The 24,626-nt window shown below is 68.2% G+C and carries 27 protein-coding genes and 1 pseudogene; 20 read left to right on the top strand and 8 right to left on the bottom strand.

The window, feature by feature from the left end; translation table 11 throughout:
- Nucleotides 1-579: 579 nt before the first annotated feature.
- The 5 genes from G554_RS17655 to G554_RS0108245 form a co-directional block, all read right to left on the bottom strand.
- The gene (locus tag G554_RS17655) at nt 580-867 is read right to left on the bottom strand and encodes a hypothetical protein (RefSeq protein ID WP_127843604.1); all 288 of its coding nucleotides are present in this window, start codon (nt 865-867) and stop codon (nt 580-582) included.
- 136 nt (nt 868-1,003) lie between these two features.
- Complete coding sequence (locus G554_RS0108260) at nt 1,004-1,909, bottom strand: NADP-dependent oxidoreductase (RefSeq protein ID WP_027587538.1); 906 nt, start codon at nt 1,907-1,909, stop codon at nt 1,004-1,006.
- Nucleotides 1,910-1,970: 61 nt separating this feature from the next.
- Complete coding sequence (locus G554_RS0108255) at nt 1,971-2,396, bottom strand: cupin domain-containing protein (protein ID WP_027587537.1); 426 nt, start codon at nt 2,394-2,396, stop codon at nt 1,971-1,973.
- Between the two features lie 123 nt (nt 2,397-2,519).
- Nucleotides 2,520-4,463: a heavy metal translocating P-type ATPase gene (locus G554_RS0108250; RefSeq protein ID WP_245569998.1), complete on the bottom strand. Its 1,944-nt coding sequence runs from the start codon at nt 4,461-4,463 to the stop codon at nt 2,520-2,522.
- Nucleotides 4,464-4,614: 151 nt separating this feature from the next.
- Complete coding sequence (locus G554_RS0108245; protein WP_027587535.1) at nt 4,615-4,848, bottom strand: heavy-metal-associated domain-containing protein; 234 nt, start codon at nt 4,846-4,848, stop codon at nt 4,615-4,617.
- 165 nt (nt 4,849-5,013) lie between these two features.
- Here G554_RS0108245 and G554_RS0108240 point away from each other — a divergent pair, with 165 nt between their 5' ends.
- The 6 genes and pseudogenes from G554_RS0108240 to G554_RS15445 all read left to right on the top strand — a co-directional run bounded on the left by G554_RS0108240 (nt 5,014) and on the right by G554_RS15445 (nt 8,764).
- Entirely contained in the window at nt 5,014-5,697 is a 684-nt protein-coding gene (locus G554_RS0108240; RefSeq protein WP_027587534.1) for a Crp/Fnr family transcriptional regulator, read from the top strand.
- Complete coding sequence (locus G554_RS15450; RefSeq protein ID WP_342663095.1) at nt 5,694-6,671, top strand: MIT C-terminal domain-containing protein; 978 nt, start codon at nt 5,694-5,696, stop codon at nt 6,669-6,671. Before G554_RS0108240 ends, G554_RS15450 begins: the two co-directional genes overlap by 4 nt.
- Nucleotides 6,668-7,324: a hypothetical protein gene (locus G554_RS17650; protein ID WP_154654228.1), complete on the top strand. Its 657-nt coding sequence runs from the start codon at nt 6,668-6,670 to the stop codon at nt 7,322-7,324. The genes G554_RS15450 and G554_RS17650 overlap by 4 nt, the downstream gene beginning before the upstream one ends.
- A 174-nt stretch (nt 7,325-7,498) precedes the next feature.
- Nucleotides 7,499-7,651: pseudogene (locus G554_RS18685) on the top strand (hypothetical protein); the annotation flags it as partial.
- A 32-nt stretch (nt 7,652-7,683) separates the two neighbouring features.
- A complete protein-coding gene (locus tag G554_RS18110) occupies nt 7,684-7,962 on the top strand; it encodes a transposase family protein (RefSeq protein WP_211220444.1) in 279 nt (92 codons plus the stop codon).
- Nucleotides 7,940-8,764, top strand: a complete 825-nt coding sequence (locus G554_RS15445; protein WP_211220443.1) for an ISL3 family transposase — start codon at nt 7,940-7,942, stop codon at nt 8,762-8,764. The genes G554_RS18110 and G554_RS15445 overlap by 23 nt, the downstream gene beginning before the upstream one ends.
- Here the strand turns inward: G554_RS15445 and G554_RS18105 are convergent.
- A complete protein-coding gene (locus G554_RS18105; RefSeq protein WP_201271168.1) occupies nt 8,754-9,023 on the bottom strand; it encodes a hypothetical protein in 270 nt (89 codons plus the stop codon). The genes G554_RS15445 and G554_RS18105 overlap by 11 nt on opposite strands.
- 273 nt (nt 9,024-9,296) lie before the next feature.
- Here G554_RS18105 and G554_RS0108215 point away from each other — a divergent pair, with 273 nt between their 5' ends.
- The 4 genes from G554_RS0108215 to G554_RS0108200 all read left to right on the top strand — a co-directional run bounded on the left by G554_RS0108215 (nt 9,297) and on the right by G554_RS0108200 (nt 13,012).
- Nucleotides 9,297-9,746 (top strand): AAA family ATPase, encoded by a 450-nt coding sequence (locus tag G554_RS0108215; protein WP_027587533.1) that lies wholly within the window; start codon nt 9,297-9,299, stop codon nt 9,744-9,746.
- Nucleotides 9,747-9,755: 9 nt separating this feature from the next.
- On the top strand, nt 9,756-10,370 hold the full coding sequence (locus G554_RS0108210) for a hypothetical protein (protein ID WP_027587532.1): 615 nt from the start codon (nt 9,756-9,758) through the stop codon (nt 10,368-10,370).
- An 8-nt stretch (nt 10,371-10,378) separates the two neighbouring features.
- A complete protein-coding gene (locus tag G554_RS0108205) occupies nt 10,379-11,494 on the top strand; it encodes an ADP-ribosylglycohydrolase family protein (RefSeq protein WP_245569997.1) in 1,116 nt (371 codons plus the stop codon).
- Nucleotides 11,495-11,710: 216 nt separating this feature from the next.
- Nucleotides 11,711-13,012: a Zn-dependent hydrolase gene (locus G554_RS0108200; protein WP_051232736.1), complete on the top strand. Its 1,302-nt coding sequence runs from the start codon at nt 11,711-11,713 to the stop codon at nt 13,010-13,012.
- 25 nt (nt 13,013-13,037) lie between these two features.
- On the opposite strand, the gene G554_RS0108195 is transcribed toward G554_RS0108200, so the two are convergent.
- A complete protein-coding gene (locus G554_RS0108195) occupies nt 13,038-14,255 on the bottom strand; it encodes a cytochrome P450 (protein WP_027587529.1) in 1,218 nt (405 codons plus the stop codon).
- Nucleotides 14,256-14,444: 189 nt separating this feature from the next.
- On the opposite strand from G554_RS0108195, the gene G554_RS15435 reads away from it, so the two are divergent.
- The 3 genes from G554_RS15435 to G554_RS0108180 are packed head-to-tail and all read left to right on the top strand — an operon-like array spanning nt 14,445 to nt 16,753.
- A complete protein-coding gene (locus G554_RS15435; RefSeq protein ID WP_071162177.1) occupies nt 14,445-14,876 on the top strand; it encodes a lycopene cyclase domain-containing protein in 432 nt (143 codons plus the stop codon).
- The gene (locus tag G554_RS0108185; RefSeq protein WP_027587528.1) at nt 14,869-15,180 is read left to right on the top strand and encodes a lycopene cyclase domain-containing protein; all 312 of its coding nucleotides are present in this window, start codon (nt 14,869-14,871) and stop codon (nt 15,178-15,180) included. Before G554_RS15435 ends, G554_RS0108185 begins: the two co-directional genes overlap by 8 nt.
- A 22-nt stretch (nt 15,181-15,202) precedes the next feature.
- Nucleotides 15,203-16,753, top strand: coding sequence for an FAD-dependent oxidoreductase (locus tag G554_RS0108180; RefSeq protein ID WP_027587527.1), 1,551 nt, complete (start codon nt 15,203-15,205; stop codon nt 16,751-16,753).
- Between the two features lie 106 nt (nt 16,754-16,859).
- Here G554_RS0108180 and G554_RS0108175 read toward each other — a convergent pair whose 3' ends face one another.
- Nucleotides 16,860-17,423 (bottom strand): MarR family winged helix-turn-helix transcriptional regulator, encoded by a 564-nt coding sequence (locus tag G554_RS0108175; RefSeq protein WP_051232734.1) that lies wholly within the window; start codon nt 17,421-17,423, stop codon nt 16,860-16,862.
- A 153-nt stretch (nt 17,424-17,576) separates the two neighbouring features.
- Here G554_RS0108175 and G554_RS0108170 point away from each other — a divergent pair, with 153 nt between their 5' ends.
- The 7 genes from G554_RS0108170 to G554_RS0108145 form a co-directional block, all read left to right on the top strand.
- Nucleotides 17,577-18,683, top strand: coding sequence for a polyprenyl synthetase family protein (locus tag G554_RS0108170; RefSeq protein ID WP_027587525.1), 1,107 nt, complete (start codon nt 17,577-17,579; stop codon nt 18,681-18,683).
- On the top strand, nt 18,680-19,561 hold the full coding sequence (locus tag G554_RS0108165) for a phytoene/squalene synthase family protein (protein WP_027587524.1): 882 nt from the start codon (nt 18,680-18,682) through the stop codon (nt 19,559-19,561). The genes G554_RS0108170 and G554_RS0108165 overlap by 4 nt, the downstream gene beginning before the upstream one ends.
- Nucleotides 19,558-21,147, top strand: a complete 1,590-nt coding sequence (crtI, locus tag G554_RS0108160) for a phytoene desaturase family protein (RefSeq protein ID WP_027587523.1) — start codon at nt 19,558-19,560, stop codon at nt 21,145-21,147. Before G554_RS0108165 ends, crtI begins: the two co-directional genes overlap by 4 nt.
- An 89-nt stretch (nt 21,148-21,236) precedes the next feature.
- Nucleotides 21,237-22,454 (top strand): ferrochelatase, encoded by a 1,218-nt coding sequence (locus tag G554_RS0108155; protein ID WP_027587522.1) that lies wholly within the window; start codon nt 21,237-21,239, stop codon nt 22,452-22,454.
- Nucleotides 22,455-22,497: 43 nt separating this feature from the next.
- The gene (locus G554_RS0108150) at nt 22,498-23,955 is read left to right on the top strand and encodes a TIGR01777 family oxidoreductase (protein WP_027587521.1); all 1,458 of its coding nucleotides are present in this window, start codon (nt 22,498-22,500) and stop codon (nt 23,953-23,955) included.
- 86 nt (nt 23,956-24,041) lie between these two features.
- On the top strand, nt 24,042-24,407 hold the full coding sequence (locus tag G554_RS18680) for a low temperature requirement protein A (protein ID WP_084648416.1): 366 nt from the start codon (nt 24,042-24,044) through the stop codon (nt 24,405-24,407).
- Nucleotides 24,358-24,626: transposase (locus G554_RS0108145; protein ID WP_027587520.1), on the top strand; the 269-nt coding region annotated here is incomplete at its 3' end. The genes G554_RS18680 and G554_RS0108145, both read left to right, overlap by 50 nt.

Raw genomic sequence — 24,626 nt, 5'->3', positions numbered from 1 at the left:
TCGAGTCGTTGACCAACCGCAACCAGGCCCAGCTCGTCGAGCCGGCAGAAGGTGGTCAGGTCAGGGGTCGCGAAGGTAGCGTCAGGCACGTCGAGGTCTTCCCGATGGGTTGGTGTGAGAACCCCCATCCTCGGAAGACCTCGACCCCTACCCGGTGACCGACACGCCAGCCACCATCACACCCCCACTACACCGTGGATTGTGATGAGCCCAGAAACGTCTTCACTCGTCGTTGGGGTATCGGACCCCTAATGAGATTGAGGCGGAGTACAGGGAATCACGTCAGGTGGCCTGAAACCAAGTGTTTGGGCGTGTCCGAGAAACGGCAAGCAGTCCAGATCCAGGTACAGCGTGGTGACCGTGACCCAGCCCTCGGGCTCGCTCCCGCATAGAGTGTTTGCCCCCAACGCCACGACATCGCCGACGGCGACCGGCTGCTCACCGAACTCGCTGAGCAGGACCGCTGAGCCCGAACGCACAAAGATCAACTTGACGCAGTCGTAGGCGATGGGAGAGATAGGAGCATGGATGGAGCGTGTGCGGGCAAGCACCGGGGAGAAACGTCCGACGGGCATGCCGTCACGCGCCCGCACCGTCCGGGTCGCCGTCGTCCGTCGCTGCGACGGTCTGTGGATGACCCGGAGCCGAAGCGTCGCCCCGTCCATGCACGTCCAGCAGACGTGCGCCTTGCTGGCTGCATCCACAGAGCAGTACAGCAGCGAGTACGGTCATGGCGAAGGTGATGGAAGCAACGCCGCCAGCGGTGACTGCAATGCCGCCAGCGTTGATCGCACCGATGCCGTCACATGCACCCGTGCCCGGCTGCGGAGCGCGCGTCGCCAGCACATATGGCGGTACGATCGACATCGAGACCCTCCCCGCCTCTCGGCTCATCCGGGCACGTCGAGCTGAGCCCCCGGTCAGGAGCAATGCAGTGGAGCGTGCCCGCCCCGAATGAAACACACGTGCTCACCACGCCCCGTCCGACCTCAGAGGGCTCGCCTCAGGGCACCACGACGATCTTTCCGGCCGCATGTCCGGTCTCGACTGCGGCAATCGCCTGGCCTGCTTCATCCAGGCCGAATTGGGCGCCCACGTGCGGATCGACCAGCCCGTATTGGATCACCTCGGTGATCTTCCCCATAGCCTCATTCGTGCGTGCCAGGGCCAGGCCGCCCAGTTCGGCGGCGGTGTCCGGATCAGCCGCTGAGATGATCCGGGTCCGGTCGGGCACCAGGTCCGCGACGGCGCGCAGCGCGTCCCCACCGACGAGGTCGAAAATCAGATCTGCCCCGTCGGGGGCGATTTCGCGCACCCGTTCGGGCAGGTTCGGACCGGATTCGACGAAGATGGCACCGGTGGACTCGACCAGGCTCCGCTTAGCTGAGCTGGCCACACCGATGACCCTGAACTCGTGCACCCGGCCGATCTGTGCGGCCATCAGTCCCACCCCGCCGCCCGCGCCCAATAGCAGCAGGGTCTGGCCAGGTTCGAGTTCGATCTGGTGGGTGGCGTCATAGGCCGTGGCCGCGGCTACCGGGATGGTGGCGGCGTCGGTGAAGGAGATCTCCTCGGGCTTGGCCACGGTCGTGGACGCGCGCAACAGTGTGTGCTCGGCAAGCCCGCCGTGCCCGGGTGCCACCAGCCCGAGCACTTCGTCGCCCACGGCGAAGTCATCGATCCCGTCGCCGAGCTGGGTGACCACGCCGGCGGCCTCACGGCCCATCGGCGCCGGCAGGCTCCAGTGATGGCCCAGCTGGCCCTCGCGGATCTTCCAGTCGGCGGGGTTTACTCCGGCGGCCCGTACCTCGATGGCCAGCTCTGCGGGCCCGGGCACGGGAACAGGCCGGTCGATCAGCTGCTGGGTCTCGGGCCCGCCGTAGTCGTTGAACACATAGACCTTGGACATGGGATCTCCTTCTCAGTGGTTTCGATTCGGCGTCCCAGTGGGTTCGCCAGAACGGTGTTGTTCAGTGCCGCGGTGGTTCGTCTCGGCCGGCGGCCTCGGCAGCGTCGGCTTCGCCCTTTGTGGCGAAGGCGACACCGATAGCGTGTTCCGGCGGGCTGTAGACGGTGTAGAGCACCAGCGACTCCTCGCCGGTGTTGCGGAAGTTGTGCTGGGCGCCGGCAGGAACCGCGCACTGGTCGCCTGCCTCGATGGGGTGGGTGTGGCCGTTGAGGTCCGCCTCGCCGGTACCGGAGACAAAGGTCAGGATCTGGTCGGTGTGTTCGTGGACCTCGTCCCCGATCTCGCCACCGGGCGGGATGGTCATGACGACGATCTGGGCGTGTTCGCCGGTCCACAGCACCTTCCGGAAGTCCGGGTTGTCCCTCGCGACGTCCGCGATGGTGAAGTGCTCGACGTTGTCTCCAAGGGTGAAGTTCTTCTCGGTCATGGCTGATCTCCCCTGCTTCTTGTATGGCTGTCTCTATGTCGCTGTCTGAGTTTTCGTGCTTATCGCGTCCTCGGGATGACCCGGAGGCGTGCGGGCCCCAGGGCCCCGGTGCGGATTTGGATGTCAGGCGGTTACCTGCTGTGCCCCTTTCTCCGTGGTCCTCTCGGCCGGTGGCGTCGTGGTCGAACCGCGGGTCTTCCGTAGCAGTCGCATTGCGTTGATGATGACGACCAGTACGGAGGCTTCGTGGACGAGCATGCCGACGGACATGGTCACCCCGCCGGCGAAAACACCGGCCAGCAGCAGCACCACGGTGATCAGGGCGATCGCGATGTTCTGCCGCATCACGGACACAGTCCGCTTGGCCAGACCGATGGCTTCGGGCAGTTTGAGCAGGTTGTCACCCATCAGGGCGATGTCCGCGGTCTCCACGGCCACGGCCGAACCGGCCGCGCCCATCGCCACGCCGATGTTCGCGGTGGCCAAAGCTGGGGTGTCGTTGACGCCGTCCCCGACCATGGCAATCGTGTGGCCCTGGCGCTGTAGCTGTGCGACCACGTCCAGCTTGTCTTCGGGGAGCAGGGAGGCGTGGATCTCGTCGATCCCGGTGGCCTTCCCGACGGCCTCGGCCACCAGTCGGGTGTCACCGGTGAGCATGACCACCTTCTCGACCCCGGCTCGGTGGAGCCGGGCGACCATCTCGGGGGCATCCTGGCGGATTTGGTCGGCGACGGCGACGACGCCGATCACCTGGTCGTCGACGGCCACGATCATCGGCGTCTTTCCATCGGAGGCCAGCGTTTCCGCCGCCCGAGCGGCGCTGCCGTCGTCGGGAACGCCGTACTGGTCCAGCAGCGGCGGGTTGCCGATGAGCACCCGTTGGCCGGCAACGTCGGACACGATGCCCTTACCGGGGACCGGGGTGACGGTGCCGGGGACCCCGTCGGGGGCCACCCCCTCATCGCGCGCCGTCTGAAGGATGGGACGGGCCAGCGGGTGCTCCGACCCGGCCTCGGCGGCCGCGGCCCAGCGCAGCACGTCGGCACGGTCCCGTGCGGAATCCAGGACCACGACATCGGTGAGGACAGGTTGGCCCTCGGTGAGGGTGCCGGTCTTGTCCACGGCGACCGCCGAGATCTTGGCCGAGGTCTCCAGGAACTCGCCGCCCTTGATCAGGATGCCATTACGGGCAGCCCGGCCGATGCCGGCCACGATCGCGACCGGAATGGAGATCACCAGGGCGCCGGGGCAGCCGATGACCAGCAGGGTCAACGCCAGGACCACGTCGCCGGCGATCAGTCCGGCCGCCAGTGCCAGCACCATGGCGGCGGGGGTGTACCAGCGGGAGAAGCGGTCCATGAAGGCCTGGGTGCGGGCCTTGGCGTCCTGGGCCTCCTCCACCCGGTGGATGATGCGGGCCAGGGTGGTGTCCGCGCCGATGCCAATGGCCAGCACTTGCAGGAAGCCGCCGCGGGAGACAGTGCCGGCGAACACCTGGTCACCTTTGGATTTCTCTACCGGGATCGATTCGCCGGTGATGGAGGCCTCGTCGATGGCACCAGTGCCGGAGACGACCTGGCCGTCCACGGGGACCTTCGAGCCGTTCTTGACCAGGACGATCTCGCCCATTCTCACCTGTCCGGCAGGGATCTCCTGTTGTTCACCATCGCGCACAACGACGGCGGAATCCGGTGCCACGGCGACCAGCTCGGCCAGTGCCGAGCGGGTCTTGTTCAAGGTGGCAGCTTCCAGGGCGTGGCCGATCGCGAACAGGAACGTGACCGCCGCGGCCTCCCAGAAGTTGCCGATGATGACCGCGCCGATGGCCGCCACCGACACCAGCAGGTCGATGCCGATGACCTTGGCGACCAGGGCGCGAACCGCCTTGATCACGATCCCGTAGCCGGCGACTACGGCGGCGGCGACCATGAAGACATCCGCGAGGGTGAAGACCGCCGTGGCATGTGTGGCGTGGGCGCCGGCATCGAGCCACCACTGGGGGCTGACGGTGGGGTTGGCCGCACCCTCGGCCAGCCGCTGAACGGCGAACGAGATGATGATGAGCACGCCGGACACGACGGGAACAGACCAATTCCCATAGACCCATTTCTGGAGCCTGTTCACTTTCGGGTACGACCTTTCTGAAACAAGTGCCAGCGGACCGGCAGATCGGATATTAGGAAAAAATGTGCGCGTCGCCCGCAGGGGCCCGCATGCCTCAGAAAGCTGAAGGAATGGCTTTGTAGCCGGCCTTCGCCACGGCCGTCACGAGGTCATCCACGGACACGCGCTCGGCGTCGTGGTCGATCTCGATACGGGAGGAGGCGAAATGGACCTTCACGTTCTCGACACCCTTGACGCGGCCGACCTGTTTCTCGATCTTCGCCACGCAGGACGGGCAAGAGAACCCCTCGGCCCTCAAAATGGTGTGGGTGGCGGTAGAAGTAGTCATTGTGAGAATCCCCTTCTTGGTGGTGTTCCTTTATTGACACCTTCACGATAGGTTCGCGCCCCGGGGAACTCCTTGACCCAGATCAAGTCCGCACGGCACCGCACGACGCACTCCTGGTGGCATCTGGCGCGGAGGTGCCGCCGCCGACTCCGGTAGAATCGAGACATGCCTGAGGATGACCTGTGCGTAGCCCGCGTCCCGATCTTCCAAGGACTGACGCGCCAGGAACAGCTCCACGTCGCCGACTTCGTCCGCCCGGTATGCGTCCACAAGGGGGATATTGTTTGTTCCCCCGGACAGTCGGTGTCGCGTCTGCTGGTGATGCACACCGGGCAGCTTAAGGTCAGCCACACGACGGCCAATGGCCAGGAACAGATCCTGCGAACGGTGACCGACGGCGATGTCGTCGGGGAACGGGCCTTCCTGACCGGCCACCGCCCGGTCGACCTCGTCGTCGCGCTCGAAGACAGTCGGATGTGCGCCTTCGACCACGCCCACCTCTCGGCCCTGCTCCGCGACTACCCCGACATTAGTCAGCGGATGCTGCGGACACTCTCCGACCGACTCTCCTCGGTCGAGCGACTGCTGGGCGCCGTCACCTCCAGCGACGTCAACGCCCGAGTCGCGGCCTACCTGCTGGATCTGCCCGGCAGCATGCGAGAAGGCGTACCCACGGTGAGGCTGCCGATAGCGAAACAAGACATCGCCGCCTACCTCGGAACCACGCCCGAAACCCTGAGCCGACGCCTCGCCGCGCTCTCCACCTCCGGCATCATCGAACTCCACGGACGCCGAGACGTCTCCATCCTCGACATTGATGCACTCGAACACGTCGCCACACCCCGATAGCCCGGTACCGTCAGGATGCATCCGAGACGCGTCGAAGGCAGCGATGTAGGCCACTGCGCAACATCGACTACTCCGACCGCTACCAGCAGCACTTCACGCTCGGCTCCGACATCTCCACTCGGGACCGCGACGGCATCCACAAGACCTTCTCTGGCCTGATGAAGCTCATCTACCCGGGCGGCGAGGCCACGCAAGAGGAGATCGAGGAACTGCTGCGCTTCGCCGTCGAAGGACGCAAGCGCGTCAAGGACCAGATTCTTCGGATCGACACCACAATGGCCGCCGTCAACTTCGGCTACTCCGACAAGTCGGGCACCTGGCGTGGCGTCACCACGCTTGAGGAGGACGAGTACCCCGACTACTACCAGGCTCGCCGCCCCGAGGCCGAGGGCGAAGTAGAGGCGTCGGCGGAGGAGCGTGGGTCCGCGCAAGCAGAGGTCGCAGTTGCGGCTCCAGTTGCTCCCGAGGTGGCGGCGCCCCTGTTCGAAGGGCACCGGGAGTTCCAGGAGAACCAGCGTGGAGCCTCGTACGAGACGCTGCTCATGCCCTATTTGCACGGCGCCACGGACATCACCATCGTCGATCCCTACATCCGGCTCCCGCACCAGGGACGCAACCTCGTCGATCTGCTGGCCCTGCTAGCGGCGGCCAAGGACCCCGCCGACGAGATCGCGGTGACACTGGTGACCAAGGAAGACCGCGGCGAGTATGCCCAGCAGCACCTCCTCATGCTCAAGGACATCCAGGACAGCGCCGCTACGGTCGGTATCCAGTTCACCGTCAACTGGGATGAAACCATCCACGACCGGTCGATCCGCACCGACCACGGCTGGAAGCTCCTCCTCGGGCGTGGTCTCGACATCTTCCAGAAGGGTTCCGGTAGCCAGTTCGACCTCGGCTCCCGCCGCCAGGAGTTCCGTCAGGTCTTCGCGTTCGGCATCACCTACATCAACGAGCAAGAGGGGGCCCGATGACAACAACGAACGCCGAAACGGAGTCGGAGGATGACGCCAAGGGCCTCCTCGTCATCGGTGGCACGGTGAAAGAGATCATCACGACATCCGAGCCGAAATTAGTCCGGGAGCATCTGGGTTCGCTGTTGCAAGTGAAGAACCTCGTCGTCCTTCTTGGCTCTGGCGCGTCGTTCCACTTGGGCTCTCCAAAGACGCGAGACCTGACCAATGAGCAGGTACTTGGGCTCATCAGGGAGGCTGGCGGTGAGCCAACGGAGGAACACCAATCGCTCCTTGCCACGATCAATCCCACCGACAGCGGTGATCTAGAAAAGCTCCTGAACGGACTCCAGCTTGCCGCATCGCTTGCGACGCAAGCCGGCCAGGACTCAGTGACGCTCGGTTCGGGGGCGGATGCCAAGTCCTACCCGAAGAAGCAAGTCGATGCCTTGCGACAACAGATCAACCGGGCGCTCGCTGAAGCATGCCGCCTGCCGAACCCGGCAAGCCGTTGGACGCACCCTTCGATTCCGACCCACTGCTTGCGCACCGCACGTTCCTCTCCCGAATCATCCGTAGTCGTCGCGTCAATCTGCCAAGGCCGCAAGTCTTCACCACGAAGTACGACCTGGTCATTGAGAGCGCCCTCGATCAACTCGGATATCCGGCTCTAGGGACATCCGGTGGGGAGCGGGGCTGACGGCGCGGTAGCGCGCGGGTAGGGGTCGAGGTCCCCGAGGATCAGAAGCGCCAACCACTGATCCAGTCTCGAGGACCTCAACGTGCCTGACGTTACGGGGTGCGCTGCCGCACCCACTACTTCTGACCCGTGCCCGCGCTACGACGTGATGCTAGGCCTGGGCGTCGTGCACGTGGAGGCGGTCGAGCGATCTGCTGATCTGCTCGTTGTGACGGTCTCGACGCCACGGCAGCTGATGGGATGCCCGGGGTGTGGGGTGGTCGCGCTCAGCCGGGGCCGCAGGGTTCGGGTGCTGCGCGATGTCCCGCATGGGCAGACCCTGGTGCGGCTGCGGTGGCGGCAACGCCGCTGGCGCTGCCCGATCCCGACTGCGGTGTCGCCACGTTCACCGAGCAGGTCCCGGACCTGGTCGCCGCCCGCGGCTCGATCACCGTCCGGGCGGTGTCCTGGGCGATTGGGCAGCTCCGTGGTGAGCACGCTACCCTCGCCGGTCTGGCCCGCCAGCTAGGGACGTCCTGGAAGACGCTGTGGCGCGCGATCAAGCCCCGACTGCAGGGCCTGGCCGCCGACCAGACACGCTTCGGAGGGCGTGCTCAGCCTGGGCGTCGATGAGCACCTGTGGCACCACGTCGACCCCAGGAAGCGTGGCCCGAAGGAGCTGACCGGGATGGTCGACCTGACCCGCCACCGCAACAAGAGTGGCCGCTGGGTGGTGCGCGCCAGGCTGCTGGACCTGGTGCCGGGACGCTCGAAGAAGGCCTACGCCGACTGGCTCGCCGAACGCGGGCCAGCCTTCCGTGAGGGCATCGGGGTCGCGGCCCTGGACCCCTTCGGTGGGTACAAGTCCGCGATCGATGACCAGTTCGCCGACGCAGTCGCAGTCCTGGACGCCTTCCATGTCGTCAAGCTCGGCACCGCGGTGGTCGATGAGGTACGCCGCCGCGTCCAGCAGGACACCACCGGTCACCGGGGCCGCAAGGGCGACCCACTGTTCGGTATCCAGACGATGCTGCGGGCCGGCGCGGAGAACCTCACCGACCGTCAGCTGCAACGCCTGCAAGAGGCGATCAACGCCGACGAACGCCACGAGGAGGTCTACATCGCCTGGCGCTGCGCCCAGGACCTGCGCGCCGCCTACAAGCAGCCCAACCCGAAGAAGGCGCTGGCAGCGGCGACCAAGATCGTCGAGGTCTTCCACACCTGCCCGATCCCCGAGGTCGCGCGCCTGGGCCGCACGCTACGCAAGTGGAAGGACGCGTTCCTGGCCTACTTCACCACCGCCCGGGCATCCAACGGTGGCACCGAGGCCGTCAACGGCATCATCGAGCTCCACCGCCGCCTGGCCCGCGGCTACCGCAACTTCGAGAACTACCGACTCCGGATGCTCCTGGCCGCCGGCGGACTCACCCAGTGATCCCCACCGAATGTCCGAAGAGCCCCTTTACGCCGACCTCTGCCAGCGTCAGTCCGCTGAGGTAGAGGTCGGCTGCTTCATGGATGCGGGAAGGGTCGAAGCTCCCGCGTCGGATCGGAACCTCCCGACGAACCAAGTGGGCGGCCACAGTTCGGCGGTTCACGCGGAACTGCGCCGCCAGCTCCACAAGCGTCGCTCCCGACCGATACTCCGACACCAGATCGTCGACCTGTTCGGGGCGCAGAAGGGTTTGAGCCATCTCAACTGACCGCACCATCCGACCGCGCGAGTCCGCCACTGTCGGCCCCCGACGAACGGCGGTCCTGCTTGTAGAAGCCGCGTGACCTGCGCAAAGATAGGGTTTTCAGGGCTGGGCAGGGGTTCTCAAACTCTCTACGCAGGTCCACCGTTTCAGATCTGCTCGAACCCCGAGCCGGGGTTCTCCAGTCGTGACGACGGATGGCGGTGCACGCGCTGCTGGTGCCCGGGTCGTACGCACATGGTCCGAGAGGCTGCTGCGTAGGCTGGGGTGATGGCTCGCATCCTTGTCACTGGCATGTCAGGCGCGGGGAAGTCGACGCTGCTCGAGGAACTTGCTCGGCGCGGGAAGCTCACCGTTGACACCGACTACGACGGCTGGGAGTTGCCCGGCGCATTGTGGGACGAGCCCCGGATGAATGAGCTTCTGGCCCGACACGATGATGTGGTCGTCTCGGGAACGGTCGAGAACCAGGGTCGTTTCTACGACCGGTTCGATCATGTGGTGCTGCTGAGCGCTCCGGTCGAGATCCTGATCGAGCGTGTCGCCAACCGGACCAACAACCCGTATGGGCGCTCGGTGGCTCAGCAGCTGCAGATTCGGCGGCACGTGCTGGAGGTCGAGCCGATCCTTCGACGAGGAGCGACGCTCGAGCTCGATGGGCGTCTCCCGGTGGGCGAGCTGGCCGACGCCATCGAGGCGCTCCGAGGAGCCGGGCTGTAGCGTCTCCCCATGACCCCACGAGCCAGGATGTTCAGATCAGCTGCGACGACTCTCCAGGCCGCCGAGGAGTCCCTCGCCACCACTCTGGCCGTCCTGCAGAATGACCTGACACAACAAGGAGCGAGCGCCAACGACGTGGCCCTCGAACTCGGGGTGTCCCTCGACGTCGCCATGCGTGTGCTTGACGGCACCGCGGTACCCGATGAGCTGGCGGCCTGGCGAGCCTCCGAGGTGGCCCGCCTCGTCCAGGACGTCTATCAGGATCTTGACTCGTACCGGAACGGACTGCTGTGCTGCCAAGTGGCGGACCCGATCACCCTCATCATCTCGGCGACCCGTCCCAGTGATGCCTACCGCGGGAAGTACGAGAGCCGGGCAGAAGCCCTGGGGCTGACGGTGCACTGGCCGCAGGCCACGTTCAGCCTGCTCGAGGTCAAGGACCATCTCACCGAGCTCGATCGTCAGGCGACAGCGATCCATGTGGACCCACCGGCGGGACGGATCGACGGCCAGGATGTCACTGTCACGACAGAGTCAGCGACCCTGCACGACTGGATCGGCGACCACCTCGGCCAGTGGATCCGTCCCGACCGGGCCGCCGAGCTGTCCGATAAGCGGCCATGATGACTGACATGAATGATCTGGTGTACCGCGCGAGGGTTCGCGGTTGCCTGCTCGGCGGGGCACTGGGTGACGCCCTCGGTGGCCCGGTCGAGTTCTGGGACGGCACGAGAATCGCCCGCGAGTGCGGCGGCGCCGTCACGCAGTTCCTCCCGGAGCTCGAGGGCGACGGGCCGACCTACGGTGGAGTCACCGACGACACGCAGATGACGCTGTTCACCGTGGAGGGCATGATCCGGGCCTCGGTGCGCACCGATCGCGGCCTTGGCCTCACGGTCGCCGTGCTGCATCACGCCTACGACCGCTGGCTCGACACCCAGCTCCAGCCCGGGCCCGACGGCACCAGAGACGGTTGGCTCATCACTCAGCAATGGCTCTACGCGCCGCGAGCGCCGGGCAACACCTGCATCTCCTCCCTGGTCTCGGCGCGCGGCGGGCACCGATCAGCGCAGCAGTTCGGCGCTCACGCCGACAATCAGTCCAAGGGATGCGGCACGGTGATGCGAAGCGCCCCGTTCGGGCTCACTCCCCCGGACGGCCTGTACTCCCTGGAATGGCAGTTCGACGCCGCAGCGCAGGCCGCCTCGTTCACCCACGGCCACCCCACGGCGCAGCTCGCCGCGGGCGCGCTCGCCGTGCTCATTGCCGCGATCGTGGCCGGACAGGACCTGCCGGACGCCGTGGCAACGATGACAGAGCACCTCTGCCGTCACGCGCACCACGAGGAGACCTCACGCGCCATCGAGCGCGCCGTCGCAGCAGCCGACGGCGCACCGAGCGAGGAGGTCCTTGAGTCGCTCGGCGGCGGGTGGGTCGCCGAGGAGGCCCTGGCCATCGCCATCTACGCCGCCCTCTCGTACCCGGACCCCGACAGTTTCACCGACGCTCTCTCACTGGCGGTCAGCCACTCAGGGGACAGCGACTCCACCGGCGCGATCTGCGGAAACATCCTCGGCGCACTGCACGGCGAGGCCGCCCTGCCACCTGAACTCGCATTCGAGATCGAGGGCCGCGGCACGATTCTGGAGCACGCCGATGACTTCATCTACGAGTTCACCTCGGCTGGCCGACTGCATGGGGATCACGACCCCGACACCCGCTGGACCTCGCGTTACCCTGGCTGGTGAGTCGGTCCCGACCGGCACTCGACCCCGTCGGGTTCGCTCATGATCCGTCCGGGAAATGACCTCCTGAGCAAGGCTCCGCCCGGTACCTGCCACTGCCGGCGGAAGGTCCTCCGAGGGCTTCGTCAGGCATCTGTCGAAGGGACGCCGTACCCTCGCGTCCGACACATCCACGGCGTCGGCGGGAAGCACCCGCCGGCTGATTAGGAGGGAGTCCAGATGGCCACCATCTCGGCGGGGAGCGGCACCAACGACGATGCACCGGGCCCGAGCGACCCGCGGATCGACCCCGACCGACTGCTCGCGACGCTCAGCCGGTTCGCGACCTTCGGGGCGACCGACGGTGGCGGCCTCAACCGCCTCAGCCTCGGCGACGCGGACGGGCAGGCGCGCGACGAGCTGTGCGCCATCGCCCGGCGGCGCGGCTATCGGGTCGAGGTCGACCCGATCGGCAACATCTTCATCACCCGGCCCGGCCTCGATGAGACCCTGCCGGTGCTGCTGGTCGGCTCGCACCTGGACTCCCAACCCTTCGGCGGGCGCTACGACGGCGCCTACGGGGTGCTCGCCGGCCTGGAGGTGCTCCGCAGCCTGGATGACGCCGGCCTCCGCACCCGCCGATCGGTCACTCTGGTCGACTGGACCAACGAGGAGGGGGCCCGGTTCTCCCCCGGTCTGCTCGGCTCCGGCGTCGTGGCAGGAACCATCAGCCTGGCCGATGCGCATGCCCGCACCGACGCCCAGGGCATCACCGTCGGGCAGGAGCTGGACCGACTCGGCTACCGGGGCGCCTTCGACAGCTCATCGCTGGCCGTGCACCGCTCCTTCGAGACCCACATCGAGCAGGGACCGGTACTGGAACGCACCGGCACCGACATCGGTGTGGTGACCGGGGTCCAGGCCATCCGCTGGTTCGACGTCCTGGTCCAGGGGCAGGACCGTCATGCCGGCACCACCGCGCACTCCGACCGTCAGGACGCGCTGGTCGCAGCGGCACGGCTCATCGAGGTCGTCGACCGGATGGCCGACACCGTGGACGAGAAGCTGCGAGCGACCGTCGGTGAGATCCGCGTCCAGCCCAACTCGCGCAACGTCATCCCAGGTCGGGCGGTGCTCGCCATCGACCTGAGGCACCCCGACCCGGCCAGGCTGGACCAGGCCGAGGAGCAGCTGCGACGGGCCGCCGCCGAGGTCGCCGAGCAGCGCGGCGTCCGCACCGAGGTGCACCAGGTCCTGGAGATGCCGCCGACCGCCTTCGACGCCGGTACCACCGATCTGATCCGACGGGCGGCTGCCAGCCTCGGCCGCTCCGCGATGGAGATGTCCTCGGGAGCCGGCCACGACTCCATGAACGTCGCCTCCCGGGCGCCGGCCTCGATGCTCTTCATCCCCTGCGTCGACGGACTGAGCCACACCCAGGCCGAGGACATCCACGACGAGTGGGCGGTCAACGGCGCCTCGGTGCTGCTCACCGCCGTGCGATGGGCAGCCGAGGAAGCGGCGGGCCACAGCCCCGAATGACCTGCCGCCCAGCCACCCAGCAGCACTACCGGTCCGGATGGTCAGCGCGAGCACCCAGATCGAGCTGGAACCCGCGCAGGCAGTATCCGGCGACCAGGTCGTCCCACTCGATGCGAGGTTCGGCGAGGATCGTGACGTCGAGATCCAGCATCCGGGTCAGCAGGACATCGGTCTCCAGCAGGGCGAGCGCCTGACCGGGGCAGCGGTGCGCCCCGTCGCCGAAGCTCAACCCAGCCGGGTGGACGCCGCGGGCCAGCTGCCGGCCGGGACACAGCGACATCGGATCGGGCCCCACTGCGGCCGGGTCGGTGTTGGTCTGGCGCACCTGCAGGTCGACCAGGTCTCCCGGCTGCAGGTGGCACGTCCGGGAACCGTGCTCGACGTCCAGGGGTTCGCGGATGCGGCGGTAGAGGTGCCCCACCACCGGCTCCAGACGGATGAGTTCCTCCAGGACGCCGATCCGACCGTCCTGGTCGGCGGCCAGGTAGGTCGAGCGCAGGTGCTCGTCGGTGAGCAGGTGCCACAGGGCCATCGCGATGAACTCGCGGGTGGTGACCATCCCGGCGGTGCCGTAGGTGACGCACTCGACGAGGATGTCCATGTCGGTGTAGCCCTCGGCGATCAGATGGCTGATGACGTCCTCACGCGGGGTCCTGCGACGGGCGCGGATGGCGGGTCGGACGTCGGCCAGGTAGAGCCTCACCACCGGGGCGAGTCCATTCAGCGCGGCCCGTGCCCACTGGCGCCGGGTCCGGCCCAGATCGGGCTTGGTGATGTCGAACGGTGGTTGGTTGAAGAACCGCACCAGCCGCCCGGCGAGCCCGGCGACCGTGGAACTGGTCAGCCCGACCACCTGCCGGGTGACATCGACGGAGTAGAGCAGGGCGAGGTCCTCGACGCGGCAGCCGCCCTTGGCGAGGGCCTTCGCCAGGAGCCGGTCGGCGGCGTCCACCATCAGTGGTCGGTACCGCTCGGTGACGACGCGGGGTGCGAAGAAGCGACCCACCTTGCGTCGCTGCTCGTCATGCAGGTCCCCGTCGGAGAACAGGATCGGATGGTGCTTGAGCCGTCCCTTCGGCACGAACTCCGAGGTGAATCCGGCCTGGGTGGTGCAGCCGCGGGCCGCCAGCACCTGACGTGCGGCCTCGTGACTTCCGATCCGCCACAGGCCGGGAGCCCACTTCACGCCCGGTTCACGGGGATCGTCGGGGCGCGCCGCCCGCCGACTGTCCGGTCCGTCCACCGCGGCTCCTCCTTGGATCGTCGTGGCTCCACCCGCGAGCCGGCCAGCGGCACGGCCCGGCGGTCCACCCACTGGGCCCATCCTGTCACGCGGGATCGGTGGAGAAACCCCCGAGCGCTGGACCGGCCCCATACGATCGAGACATCGACCATCAGGCGAGACATTGAGCAGCTGGACGAGGGAGGCCCCGTGAACCACTGGCAGTACCTGACCATCCTGGCCGCCTGCCTGGTCATCACCCTCCCGTTGGAGTTCGGCATCGGCGCCCGCGTCTACCGGTCCGGGCGCAGGCTCGTGCTGGCCCTGATCCCGATGTTCGTGGTCTTCGTCGCCTGGGACCTGCTGGGCATCCTTCGGGGCCACTGGTGGTACTCGCAGCGATTCATCTCCGGTGTCCATCTGGGGCCCATGCCATTGGAGGAGATCCTGTTCCTCATCGTCATCCCGATCTGCGGGCTGCTGACCTACGAGGCGGTCGGCCGGATCCTCATGCTGGCCCGCACCCCCGGACGGCTCCGGTACCGCTGGCCCGACGGCCTGGTGCGGGTCGCCGACCAGACCCGCCCCCACCCGGTTGGACGCCGCGAGGGCCGGTCGAGGAACGGCAGCGACCATGCCTGAGTACACGATCCTGACCCTTATAGGCATCGCCGCGGTGATCGGATGGGAGCTCGGCTGGGCCAGAACCGGAGTCTTCGGCTCAGTCCGCTACTGGTTGACGATGGTGATCGTCTTCTTCTTCCAGATCTGGGTCGACGGCTGGCTCACCAAGCTCTCGGCACCCATCGTCAACTACGACCCCGCACAGCTGTCCGGGATCCGGTTCCCCTGGGACATCCCCATCGAGGACTTCGGATTCGGGTTCGCGATGGTGACCCTGACGATCATCTGCTGGATCAGACTCGGCCCCAAGGAGCATCGATGAGCGACCGCGCGAGGAGAACAGCATGCTGAGCAGGTTCCGACCCGATCTTCCCGGACGCGATCGCCGAGCGGTCCGCCACGTCGGCCCCGCCGGCCTCTACCGGATCTGCCAGGACCGCCATGTCGCGGTCGTCGGAGGAGGGATCGCCGGCCTGGCAGCGGCCACCGTGCTCGCCGAACGGGGGGTCCGCGTCACAGTGCTGGAGTCCGGCGACCGACTGGGGGGCCGGGTCGCCTCCTGGGGGATCGGCGAGGGCCGCACCATGAGCCGCGGCTTCCACGCCTTCTTCCGCCAGTACTACAACCTGCGCGCGCTGATGAAACGGTTCGACCCGGATCTGGACTGCCTGGTGCCGGTCCCCGACTACCCCCTGCAGCGCCCCGACGGGGTGCGCGACTCGTTCTCCGCCATTCCTCGCACACCGCCGTGGAGCATCATCGGCTTCGTCGCCCAGAGCCCCACCATCACCGCCCGCGACCTGCTCGGCGTCAACCTGTCCGCGGCCCTGGAGCTGGTGCGGGTCCGCTTCCCCGACACCTACTCCAGCTACCAGGGCGAGTCGGCCGCGGAGTTCCTCGATCGGCTCCGCTTCCCAATCGGCGCCAGGGACCTGGCCCTGGAGGTCTTCGCCCGCTCCTTCTTCGCAGACCCCGACGACTTCGCCGCCGGTGAACTGGTCGCGATGTTCCACACCTACTTCCTCGGCTCGGCCGAGGGTCTGGTCTTCGACGTCCCGGTCGACGACTACGACACCGCCCTGTGGGCCCCGCTGGGTCGGCTGCTGGCCGAATTCGGGGTCAACGTCACGATGTCGACGCCGGTCCGTTCGATCGACGTCACCGACTCCGGTGCCAGGCTCACCCTCGACGACGACGTCCTGACCGCCGACGCCGTGGTCCTGGCGACCGACCCGCGGGCGGCCCGGGAGCTGGCGGCGTCCACCCGCTCCGAGGACCTTGCCGGGTGGCGCGATGCCGTCGCGCAGACCCGCAACGCACCCCCCTTCGTGGTGGTCCGGCTGTGGCTGGACGGGCCGGTGGCAGCCAGCAGACCGCCATTCCTGGGCACCAGCGGATACGGCCCGCTCGACAACGTCTCGGTGCTGGAACGATTCGAGGCAGGGGCCGCACAGTGGTCCGAGAAGCACGGCGGCGGCTCGGTGGTCGAGCTGCACGGCTACGCCTGCGATCCCTCGGTGATCGACCGACCGGCCGACCTCGAGGCGGTCGTCGAGGAGCTCCAGGAGCAGCTCCACCGCGTGATGCCCGAGACCGCCGGGCTGGGCGTGAGCCACCGCGAGGTGCTGGTCAGGGACGACTGCCCGGTGATCGGACCCACCGGATGGGACGAGCGGCCAGGGGTACGGACCCCGTCGCCGGCGCTGGTGCTGGCCGGTGACTGGGTGGCCTGTGACCTTCCCGTCGCGCTGATGGAGCGGGCGGCCACCACCGGCTACCTCGCCGCCAACACCCTGCTCGACCGGTGGGGGGTCCGGGGGCAGGACGTCTGGACCACTCCGATGAGCGGGCTGCTGGCCTCACCGCGTCAGCGCTCCTGGACCGCGCTGCCCTGAGCCCGCCGACGAACTGGCCCGTCGACGACTGGCCCGGTGCGCCCGGCCGTCAGCAGCACATCCGCGCTGGACAGCCGGACGCCGCAGCGCCGGTTCCGCACCCGCGTCAGTGCGGGAGATCCTCGGCCCACGGGGCATGGGCCAGTGACAGTTCCTCGGCGGTGTCGTCGAGGAAGCGGATGACGACGTCGCGTTCGTCGGCGGTCAGCCGGGCCGCCGCATTGAACCGGCGCGCCTGCTGGCGTCCCACCGTCGACATCGCGGCCTCGCGGGTCTCCGGGGTGACATGGATCACCAGGGCGCGGCGATCGCTGGGATGAGCCTGCCGCGTGATGTGATCGCCACGTTCCAGTCGATCGAGCAGTTTGGTGGTCGAGGCACTGGAGATGCCGAGATGAGCGGCCAGCAGGCTGGGGGTGACCAGTTCATCCCGGCGCTCGCTGAGCATCAGGAAGTGCAACGCCCGCATGTCGGTGCGATTGAGCTTCATATAGGCGTCCGAGGCCTCCACCAGCAGGTCCTCAACCTCGCGCAGCCGCGCGAAGGCCGCCATCAGGGTATTGATCTGGGCGATGTCGGCGCTGGAGAGAGATGACAGGTCGACCAGCTCGCTGGACTCGATGTCGTACAGCCTGATGCGACTCGTCCTCGCATCGCGTTCGTCACTCACGGGGGAAGATTATCAGGACGGAAAGATGCATGCTTTACATGTTACTAGCTAGGCTATTAAAATCTTCAGCAAGAGGACCTCACGGAAGGAGCCAGTGATGGATCCCAGCATCAGGGGCGCCCTCCCACCTCTCACATTCTGCGGAGGTGAGTTGTGACCACTCCCACCTGCTCGAAGGACGCCGCCACCCGGGCCCGCGTCCAGCATCTTCTCGACGACTTCTTCCAGCGCGGAACGGCTCGCGCCGGGGCCTACGGCTCCCAGTTCCAGCGCCTCTGGCAGGTGGCCGGAAGGTCGGTGTCGGGGGGAAAGATGATGCGGCCCCTGCTGCTCATCAACTGCTACGACTCGCTCACTGACGGCACCACCGGCCCCCGCCCCGAGCCCAACGGATCGCGCATCGACCAGGTGATGGACCTGGCGGTGGCCCTCGAGCTGCTGCACTACTCCTTCCTGCTCCACGACGACGTCATCGATGGAGACCTGCTGCGCCGCGGCCGGCCCAATCTGATCGGCTCGATGCTCAACGACGGGGAGGAGTCCCTCAACGACACCTCCCGCTCGATGCACTGGGCTCAGACCTGCGGAATCCTGATGGGAGATCTGCTGCTGTCGGCCAGCCACCAGATCTTCGCCCGCGCCGATCTGCCCACCGCCCAGCGGAACTGCCTGCTCGACCTTCTCGACGAGACGATCACCGACTCGGTCGCCGGTGAGCACAGCGACGTCGGGCTGAGCGAGGCGGTCATCTCCCCGGAACTGACGACCATCCTCGACATGACCACCAGGAAGACCGCCACCTACAGCTTCGAGCTGCCGATGCGGATGGCCGCCGTGCTCGCCGGCGCATCTGACGGCGTCGAACGCCGGCTGGGTGAGATCGGACGCCATCTGGGGCTCGGCTTCCAGCTCCAGGACGACCTGCTGGGAGCCTTCGGCGATCCGGCCTGCCACGGCAAGGACCACTACTCCGATCTGCGGGAGGGCAAGCAGACCGCAATCATCGCCGCGGCCCGGGTGACCGGGGCGTGGCCGAGCATCGAGGGTCTGCTCGGCACCGCGATCTTCTCCCACCGCGAGGCGACCAGGGTCTCGGACCTGCTGGTCGAGTGCGGTGCCAAGGCCCGGGTCGCCGAACTGGCCGAGCGGGAGCTCCGTTCGGCCGCCGCACTACTCGAGGAGCCCGGTGAGGAGATCCCGCCGACGGCTCGCACGGTGCTCATCGATCTGGCGGATCAACTGCGTGGAAGGTGCTCATGACGACCTCGGCTCTCCAGATGTACTCCCTCACCGCGCAACGGGCGGCCGCCGAGGTGATCTCCTGCTACTCCACCTCCTTCGGAGCGGCCTGCCGGCTGCTGGGAGCCCGTCACCGCCGCCACGTGCGCAATATCTACGCCCTGGTGCGAGTGGCCGACGAGATCGTCGACGGGGTCTGCGAGCAGGCCGGTCTCGATGCCGCCCAGCAGGAGACGGTGCTGGACGGCCTCGTCGCCCAGACCCATCGCGCACTGGAGTGCGGATACAGCAGCAATCTGGTGATCCACGCCTTCGCCCTCACCGCCCGGCAGGCGGGCATCGGCCGTGATCTCATCGACCCCTTCTTCGCCGCCATGCGCTCGGATCTTCGCCACGACGCCGAACCCGCACGGCTCGACGAAGGAGCCCACGACTCCTATGTGCACGGCTCGGCCGAGGTGGTCGGCCTGATGTGCCTGGCGGTGTTCCTGCGCCAGGAACGGCCGTCACCCGCCGACCGTGAGCGTCTGGAGCAGGGTGCCAGTGGGCTCGGCGCAGCCTTCCAGGACGTCAATTTCCTGCGCGACCTCGCCGACGACACCGATCGGCTGGGGCGCTCCTACCTGGGGACCGCCGAGCGACTGACCGGCATCGACCGCGACCGGGTGGTCGGCCGGATCAGGAGTCGACTGCGCGACGCCGAGGCGGTCATCGACCTGCTGCCCCGCGACGCCAGGGCGGCGGTCCGCAGCGCCGCGGGACTGTTCGAGGCCCTCACCGACCGTGTCGCCCAGACCCCGGTCGAGGAGCTGTACCGACGCCGGGTCCGGGTGTCTGACGCCCGGAAGGCGGCCATCATCGCCCGAGCAGTGGGCCGGACCTGGCGGGAGCGGCCATGACCTCCACCGTCGTGATCGGGGCCGGGGTGGCCGGTCTCGCCACCGCCGCGCTGCTGGCCCGTCAGGGCCACCAGGTCGAGATCCTCGAACGCTGCGACGAGATCGGCGGGCGGGCCGGAAGTGTCCAGCGCGACGGGTTCCGCTTCGATGCCGGCCCGTCGTGGTACCTGATGCCCCAGGTCTTCGACCACTTCTTCGAGCTGTTCGGCACCTCGAGCGCCGCACAGCTCGACCTGCGCACCCTGGATCCCGGCTACGCGGTGTTCAGCCGGCCCGGTGACGACGGGACGCCGACCCCCGCCCTCACCATCCCCTACGGCCGGGAGAAGGTGGAGGAGGTCTTCGAGCATCGCGAGCCCGGCGCCCGGGCGGCGCTGCAGAAGTACCTGGCATCGGCTGCCCGAACCTCGGTGATGGCGCAGAAGTACTTCCTCTACAACCCCTTCACCCGGCTGTCACCGCTGCTGAGGGCCGACATCCTGCGCGCCCTGCCCGAACTCGCCAGGCTGCTCACCAGCTCGCTCGAGGGCTTCGTGGCCCGGCGCTTCCACGACCCCGTGCTGCGGCAGGTGCTGGGCTATCCCGCGGTCTTCCTGGGCGCCAGTCCCGCCTCCGCGCCGGCGATCTACCACCTGATGAGCGCCTACGACCTCGCCGAGGGGGTCCGCTACCCGATGGGCGGATTCTGGGAGGTGGTGCAGAAGATCGCCGATCTGGCCCGGCAGCAGGGGGTCCGGATCACCACCGGTGCCGAGGTGACGGCGATCACCACCTCCCCCGGCCACGGTCGCCGCCGACGGGCCACCGGGGTCGCCTGGCACTCCTCGGACGGCGTCGAGCGGCACACCGGGGCTGACGTCGTGGTCTCGGCCGCCGACCTGCACCACACCGAGACCCGACTGCTGCCCGAGGTGGCCCGCAGCTATCCGGAGCGCTGGTGGCGCCGGCGGGTCAGCGGACCGGGCGCCGTCCTGGTGCTGCTGGGGGTGCGCGGAGCACTCCCCCAGCTGCCCCACCACTCGCTCTTCTTCACCTCGGACTGGAGGGCCAACTTCGAGGCGATCTTCGGCGACTCGCCGCGCATCCCCGATCCCGCGTCGATCTATCTGTGCAAGCCCAGCCAGACCGATCCTTCGGTGGCTCCGCCCGGTGACGAGAACCTCTTCGTCCTGGTGCCGGTACCGGCCGATCCGGGGCTGGGCCACGGCGGCCCCGACGGCACCGGGAGCCCGGCGGTCGAGCGCACCGCCGACGCCGCCATCGCTCAGATCGGCCGCTGGGCCGGGATCGACGATCTCCGGAGCCGGATCGTGGTGCGCCAGACCATCGGCCCCCAGGACTTCGCCGAGCAGTACCACTCCTGGCGCGGCGGCATGCTGGGCCCGGCCCACATCCTGCGGCAGAGTGCGATGTTCCGAGCCCAGAACCAGTCCCGCAAGGTCGACGACCTGTACTACGCCGGCGCCACCACCGCCCCCGGTGTCGGGGTGCCGATGTGCCTGATCAGCGCTGAACTGGTGGCCAAGCGGATCAATGCCGACCACAGCGCCGGCCCCACCCCTCCGGCAGCCGGGAGGAGACCATGAGCCGGCGCCGGGACCTCACCCCTGCTCGGCCGGTGCCCCATATCACCGGCTCCGCCGAGCCCCGTCACGATGAACCAGGAGATCCGACCATGTCGTCGCCCCAGCCGTGCCGCCGCGAGTGCAAGCCCCCCAGAGCCCGGGGGGCGCATCTGGAGCCCGGTGCGGTCGTCGCATCGGCCACCGAGGCGGCCCAGTCCGGTGCGCCCTATGTCACCCGGCCGGTGGCCTATGACGCCGTGCTGCTGTCGGGCTTCGGCGGCCCGGAGGGCCCCGAGGAGGTGATGCCCTTCCTGCGCAACGTCACCCGCGGAAGGGGTATCCCCGATGAGCGGCTCGAGGAGGTCGCCCACCACTACCTGGCCTTCGGCGGCGCCAGCCCGATCAACCAGCAGAACCGCGAGCTGCGCGATCGGCTGGCCGCAGCGCTGGCGGCCTCGGGAATCGATCTGCCGGTCTACTGGGGCAATCGCAACTGGGCTCCCTATCTCGACGAGACCCTGGCGCAGGCGGCCCGCGACGGGGTGCACCGGATGCTGGCCATCGCGACCAGCGCCTACTCCTCCTACTCCTCCTGCCGGCAGTACCGGGAGGACTGGGCCGACGCCCTGGAGATCACCGGCCTGCAGGACGTCCTGCAGATCGACAAGGTGCGCCAGTTCTTCTCCCACCCCGGCTTCGTCCAGCCCTTCATCGACGGGGTGCGCGACGGCCTTGAGGCGGCCGAGCAGGCCGGGCACGCCCGCTCGGAGATCGAGGTGCTGTTCACCACCCACAGCATTCCCTCGGCCGACGCCGCACTGTCGGGGGCCGGCCAGTTCGACGGGGCCGCCGGCGGGGCCTATGTGGCCCAGCACCTCGCGGTCGCCGACCATGTGATGGCCCAGGCCGCCCCCGACGTCGCCTGGCAGCTGGTGTACCAGTCGCGTTCGGGGTCCCCCTCCGTGCCGTGGCTGGGGCCCGACATCAACGAGGCGATCGAGGCACTGCGCGGCCGCACGGCGGTGCTCATCGTGCCCTCCGGGTTCGTCAGCGACCACCTCGAGGTGCTCTGGGACCTGGACCGTGAGGCCTGCCAGACGGCCCGCGACGCCGGCCTGTGGGTGACACGCACCCCGACCCCGGGCACCTGCCCGGCCTTCGTCGAGGCGCTGGTGGACCTGGTGAGGGAGCGCCTCACCGGCACCCCGGTCGCCCAACGCGCCAACGTCACCTCGGTGGGCCCGTGGTTCGACGTGTGCCGTCGGGGCTGCTGCACCAAGTCGACCACCCCCACTCCCGGACCTGCGATCGCAGGTCTGGTCCCATGACAGTCCGAGACGCCGCAGCGACGGCCCGACGAAAGCCGACACCATGAACCGCTTCGAATCCCACACCCCGCTGCCCTACCAACGCTCTGAGGTGTTCGACTGGTTCGCCCGGCCGGGCGCCCTGGTCCGACTCTGGCCCCCCTTCGGCGGCAGCGTGCGCCGTCAGCCCAGCGACGGGTTGAACCCGGGCTCGGAGGCCCTGCTCGCGGTAGGGCTGCCGGGCCGCCCGGGGCTGGCCGGGGCGGCACTGGCCTCGACCCTTCCCGGCGGGCTGCGCGCCGAACTGCCCTGGCGGGCCCGCCACACCCAGCTGGATCCCGGCCACTCCTTCACCGACGTGATGGTCTCGGGGCCGTTGGCCGCCTGGCACCATCACCACGAGTTCAGCGACGACCCGGCGGGCACCCTGATGCACGACATCGTCGACTACGAACTGCCCGGCCCCCTGAACAGCCCGCTGCTCGCGCGTGCGGTGGGCGTGGACGCCGAGCTGGCCCGGGTCTTCGCCTACCGGGCCGAGCAGCTGAGGGCCGACCTGGCCCTCCATCACCCCTATCTGGGCGCCGATCCGCTCACGGTGGCGGTGACCGGCGCCTCGGGACTGATCGGCTCGCAGGTCTGCGCACTGCTGGAGAGCGGCGGGCACCGGGTGATCCGGCTGGTGAGAGGCGGCGCGCACGGCGACGACGAGATCTCCTGGGACCCGGCCTCCGGCACCCTGGATCCTGATGCCCTCGCCGGCTGCGACGCGGTGGTGCACCTGGCGGGTTACCCGATCGGCGGCAGATTCACCGCCGCCACCAAGGACAAGATCCTCGAGAGCCGCCGCGACGGCACCGCGCTCATCGCCCGGACCCTCGCCGAGCTGGCCTCCGACGGCCGGGCGCGAACGCTGGTCTCGGCATCGGCGATCGGCTACTACGGGGCCCACCCGCACGCCGCCGAACGGGCCGCCGGCGCGGAGGCGACGCCGCTGACCGAGCAGGACGCCGCCGGCAACGACTTCCTCTCCACCGTCGCGCAGGTCTGGGAGTCGGCCTGCCGCCCCGCGGCCGACGCCGGGGTGCGGGTGGTCAACGTGCGGACCGGGCTGGTGCTCACCGCGGCCGGCGGTCTGCTGACGCAGTTCCTGCCGCTGTACCTGGCCGGAGTGGGCGGACCGCTGGGCGATCGCCAGTGGCAGAGCTGGATCGGCATCGACGACATCGCCTCGATCTACCTCTTCGCGCTGCTCAATCCGCAGGTGGCGGGGCCGATCAATGCGGTCGCACCCGAACCGGTCACCGCCCGACAGTTCGCGACCACCCTGGGAGAGGTGCTGCACCGGCCGTCGCGGGTCCCGGTTCCCTCCTTCGGCCCCGCCCTGCTGCTCGGCAGCGAAGGCGCCGAGGAGCTCGCAGCAGCCGACCAGCGGGTCTCCTCCTCGCGGCTGGAGAGCCTCGGATACCGCTTCCGCCACCGCCATCTCAAGGCGCAGCTGCGTCACGTGCTCGGATACTGAGGAAGGGGCGACCGCGACCCACTGGGGGTCGTCGCGGCCGCCTCGCCGGGAACGGCGATCGGCGCCGTCACTGGCATGCTGTCCACATGGCACATCCGGACTCGGCAACCTCTGCACTCCCGGCCTCCCGCCTCACCGCGATGCGTGCCCGTGACCCCCACGAGCCGCACCGCGTCGCCTCGAGTCTCGAGCTGTTCTTCGACCTGGTCTTCGTGGTGGCGGTCGGGGTCGCCTCCTCCGAGCTTCATCACCAGCTGAGTGCCGGAGAGCTGCTCAACGGCGTCCTGATGTACGGCCTGACCTTCTTCGCCATCTGGTGGGCCTGGATGAACTTTGGACTGAGTGAAGCTTCCCGGACTTCTGAGGAAAGTCATAGTTTCGAGAATCGGGTAGGATCACATCATGTCAGGATCGAAGTACAGTCCGGAGTTCAAGAACCAGGTCGTTCTTGAAGTCGTGGACAAGCATCGCACCATCAAAGCCGTAGCAGAATCATACAATCTTGTCGCTCAGACTGTCGGCGTATGGGTCAAGGAGTATCGCAAGAAGAATCCGGACCCGGAAACCGAGAACCTCACCAGTGCCGAGTCGGCCGAACTCGAACGGTTGAGGAAGGATCTCCGTGAGGCCCGGATGGAGAACGAGTTCCTAAAAAAAGCGGCAGCCTTCTT

Source organism: Acidipropionibacterium thoenii DSM 20276 (assembly GCF_000423445.1).
Taxonomy (GTDB): Bacteria; Actinomycetota; Actinomycetes; order Propionibacteriales; family Propionibacteriaceae; genus Acidipropionibacterium; species Acidipropionibacterium thoenii.
This window is presented reverse-complemented; position numbering and strand designations above follow the sequence as displayed.

Excerpts from the sequence above, each read along its gene's own strand:
- G554_RS17655 (WP_127843604.1), bottom strand. The coding sequence starts at position 867 with ATGTCGATCGTACCGCCATATGTGCTGGCGACGCGCGCTCCGCAGCCG.
- G554_RS0108205 (WP_245569997.1), top strand. The coding sequence starts at position 10,379 with ATGAATGATCTGGTGTACCGCGCGAGGGTTCGCGGTTGCCTGCTCGGC.
- G554_RS0108210 (WP_027587532.1), top strand. The coding sequence starts at position 9,756 with ATGACCCCACGAGCCAGGATGTTCAGATCAGCTGCGACGACTCTCCAG.
- G554_RS0108155 (WP_027587522.1), top strand. The coding sequence starts at position 21,237 with ATGTCGTCGCCCCAGCCGTGCCGCCGCGAGTGCAAGCCCCCCAGAGCC.
- G554_RS0108260 (WP_027587538.1), bottom strand. The coding sequence starts at position 1,909 with ATGTCCAAGGTCTATGTGTTCAACGACTACGGCGGGCCCGAGACCCAG.
- G554_RS0108215 (WP_027587533.1), top strand. The coding sequence starts at position 9,297 with ATGGCTCGCATCCTTGTCACTGGCATGTCAGGCGCGGGGAAGTCGACG.
- G554_RS0108165 (WP_027587524.1), top strand. The coding sequence starts at position 18,680 with ATGACGACCTCGGCTCTCCAGATGTACTCCCTCACCGCGCAACGGGCG.
- G554_RS0108180 (WP_027587527.1), top strand. The coding sequence starts at position 15,203 with ATGCTGAGCAGGTTCCGACCCGATCTTCCCGGACGCGATCGCCGAGCG.
- crtI (WP_027587523.1), top strand. The coding sequence starts at position 19,558 with ATGACCTCCACCGTCGTGATCGGGGCCGGGGTGGCCGGTCTCGCCACC.
- G554_RS0108150 (WP_027587521.1), top strand. The coding sequence starts at position 22,498 with ATGAACCGCTTCGAATCCCACACCCCGCTGCCCTACCAACGCTCTGAG.
- G554_RS0108200 (WP_051232736.1), top strand. The coding sequence starts at position 11,711 with ATGGCCACCATCTCGGCGGGGAGCGGCACCAACGACGATGCACCGGGC.
- G554_RS0108185 (WP_027587528.1), top strand. The coding sequence starts at position 14,869 with ATGCCTGAGTACACGATCCTGACCCTTATAGGCATCGCCGCGGTGATC.
- G554_RS0108255 (WP_027587537.1), bottom strand. The coding sequence starts at position 2,396 with ATGACCGAGAAGAACTTCACCCTTGGAGACAACGTCGAGCACTTCACC.
- G554_RS0108245 (WP_027587535.1), bottom strand. The coding sequence starts at position 4,848 with ATGACTACTTCTACCGCCACCCACACCATTTTGAGGGCCGAGGGGTTC.
- G554_RS0108240 (WP_027587534.1), top strand. The coding sequence starts at position 5,014 with ATGCCTGAGGATGACCTGTGCGTAGCCCGCGTCCCGATCTTCCAAGGA.
- G554_RS18680 (WP_084648416.1), top strand. The coding sequence starts at position 24,042 with ATGGCACATCCGGACTCGGCAACCTCTGCACTCCCGGCCTCCCGCCTC.
- G554_RS17650 (WP_154654228.1), top strand. The coding sequence starts at position 6,668 with ATGACAACAACGAACGCCGAAACGGAGTCGGAGGATGACGCCAAGGGC.
- G554_RS18105 (WP_201271168.1), bottom strand. The coding sequence starts at position 9,023 with ATGGCTCAAACCCTTCTGCGCCCCGAACAGGTCGACGATCTGGTGTCG.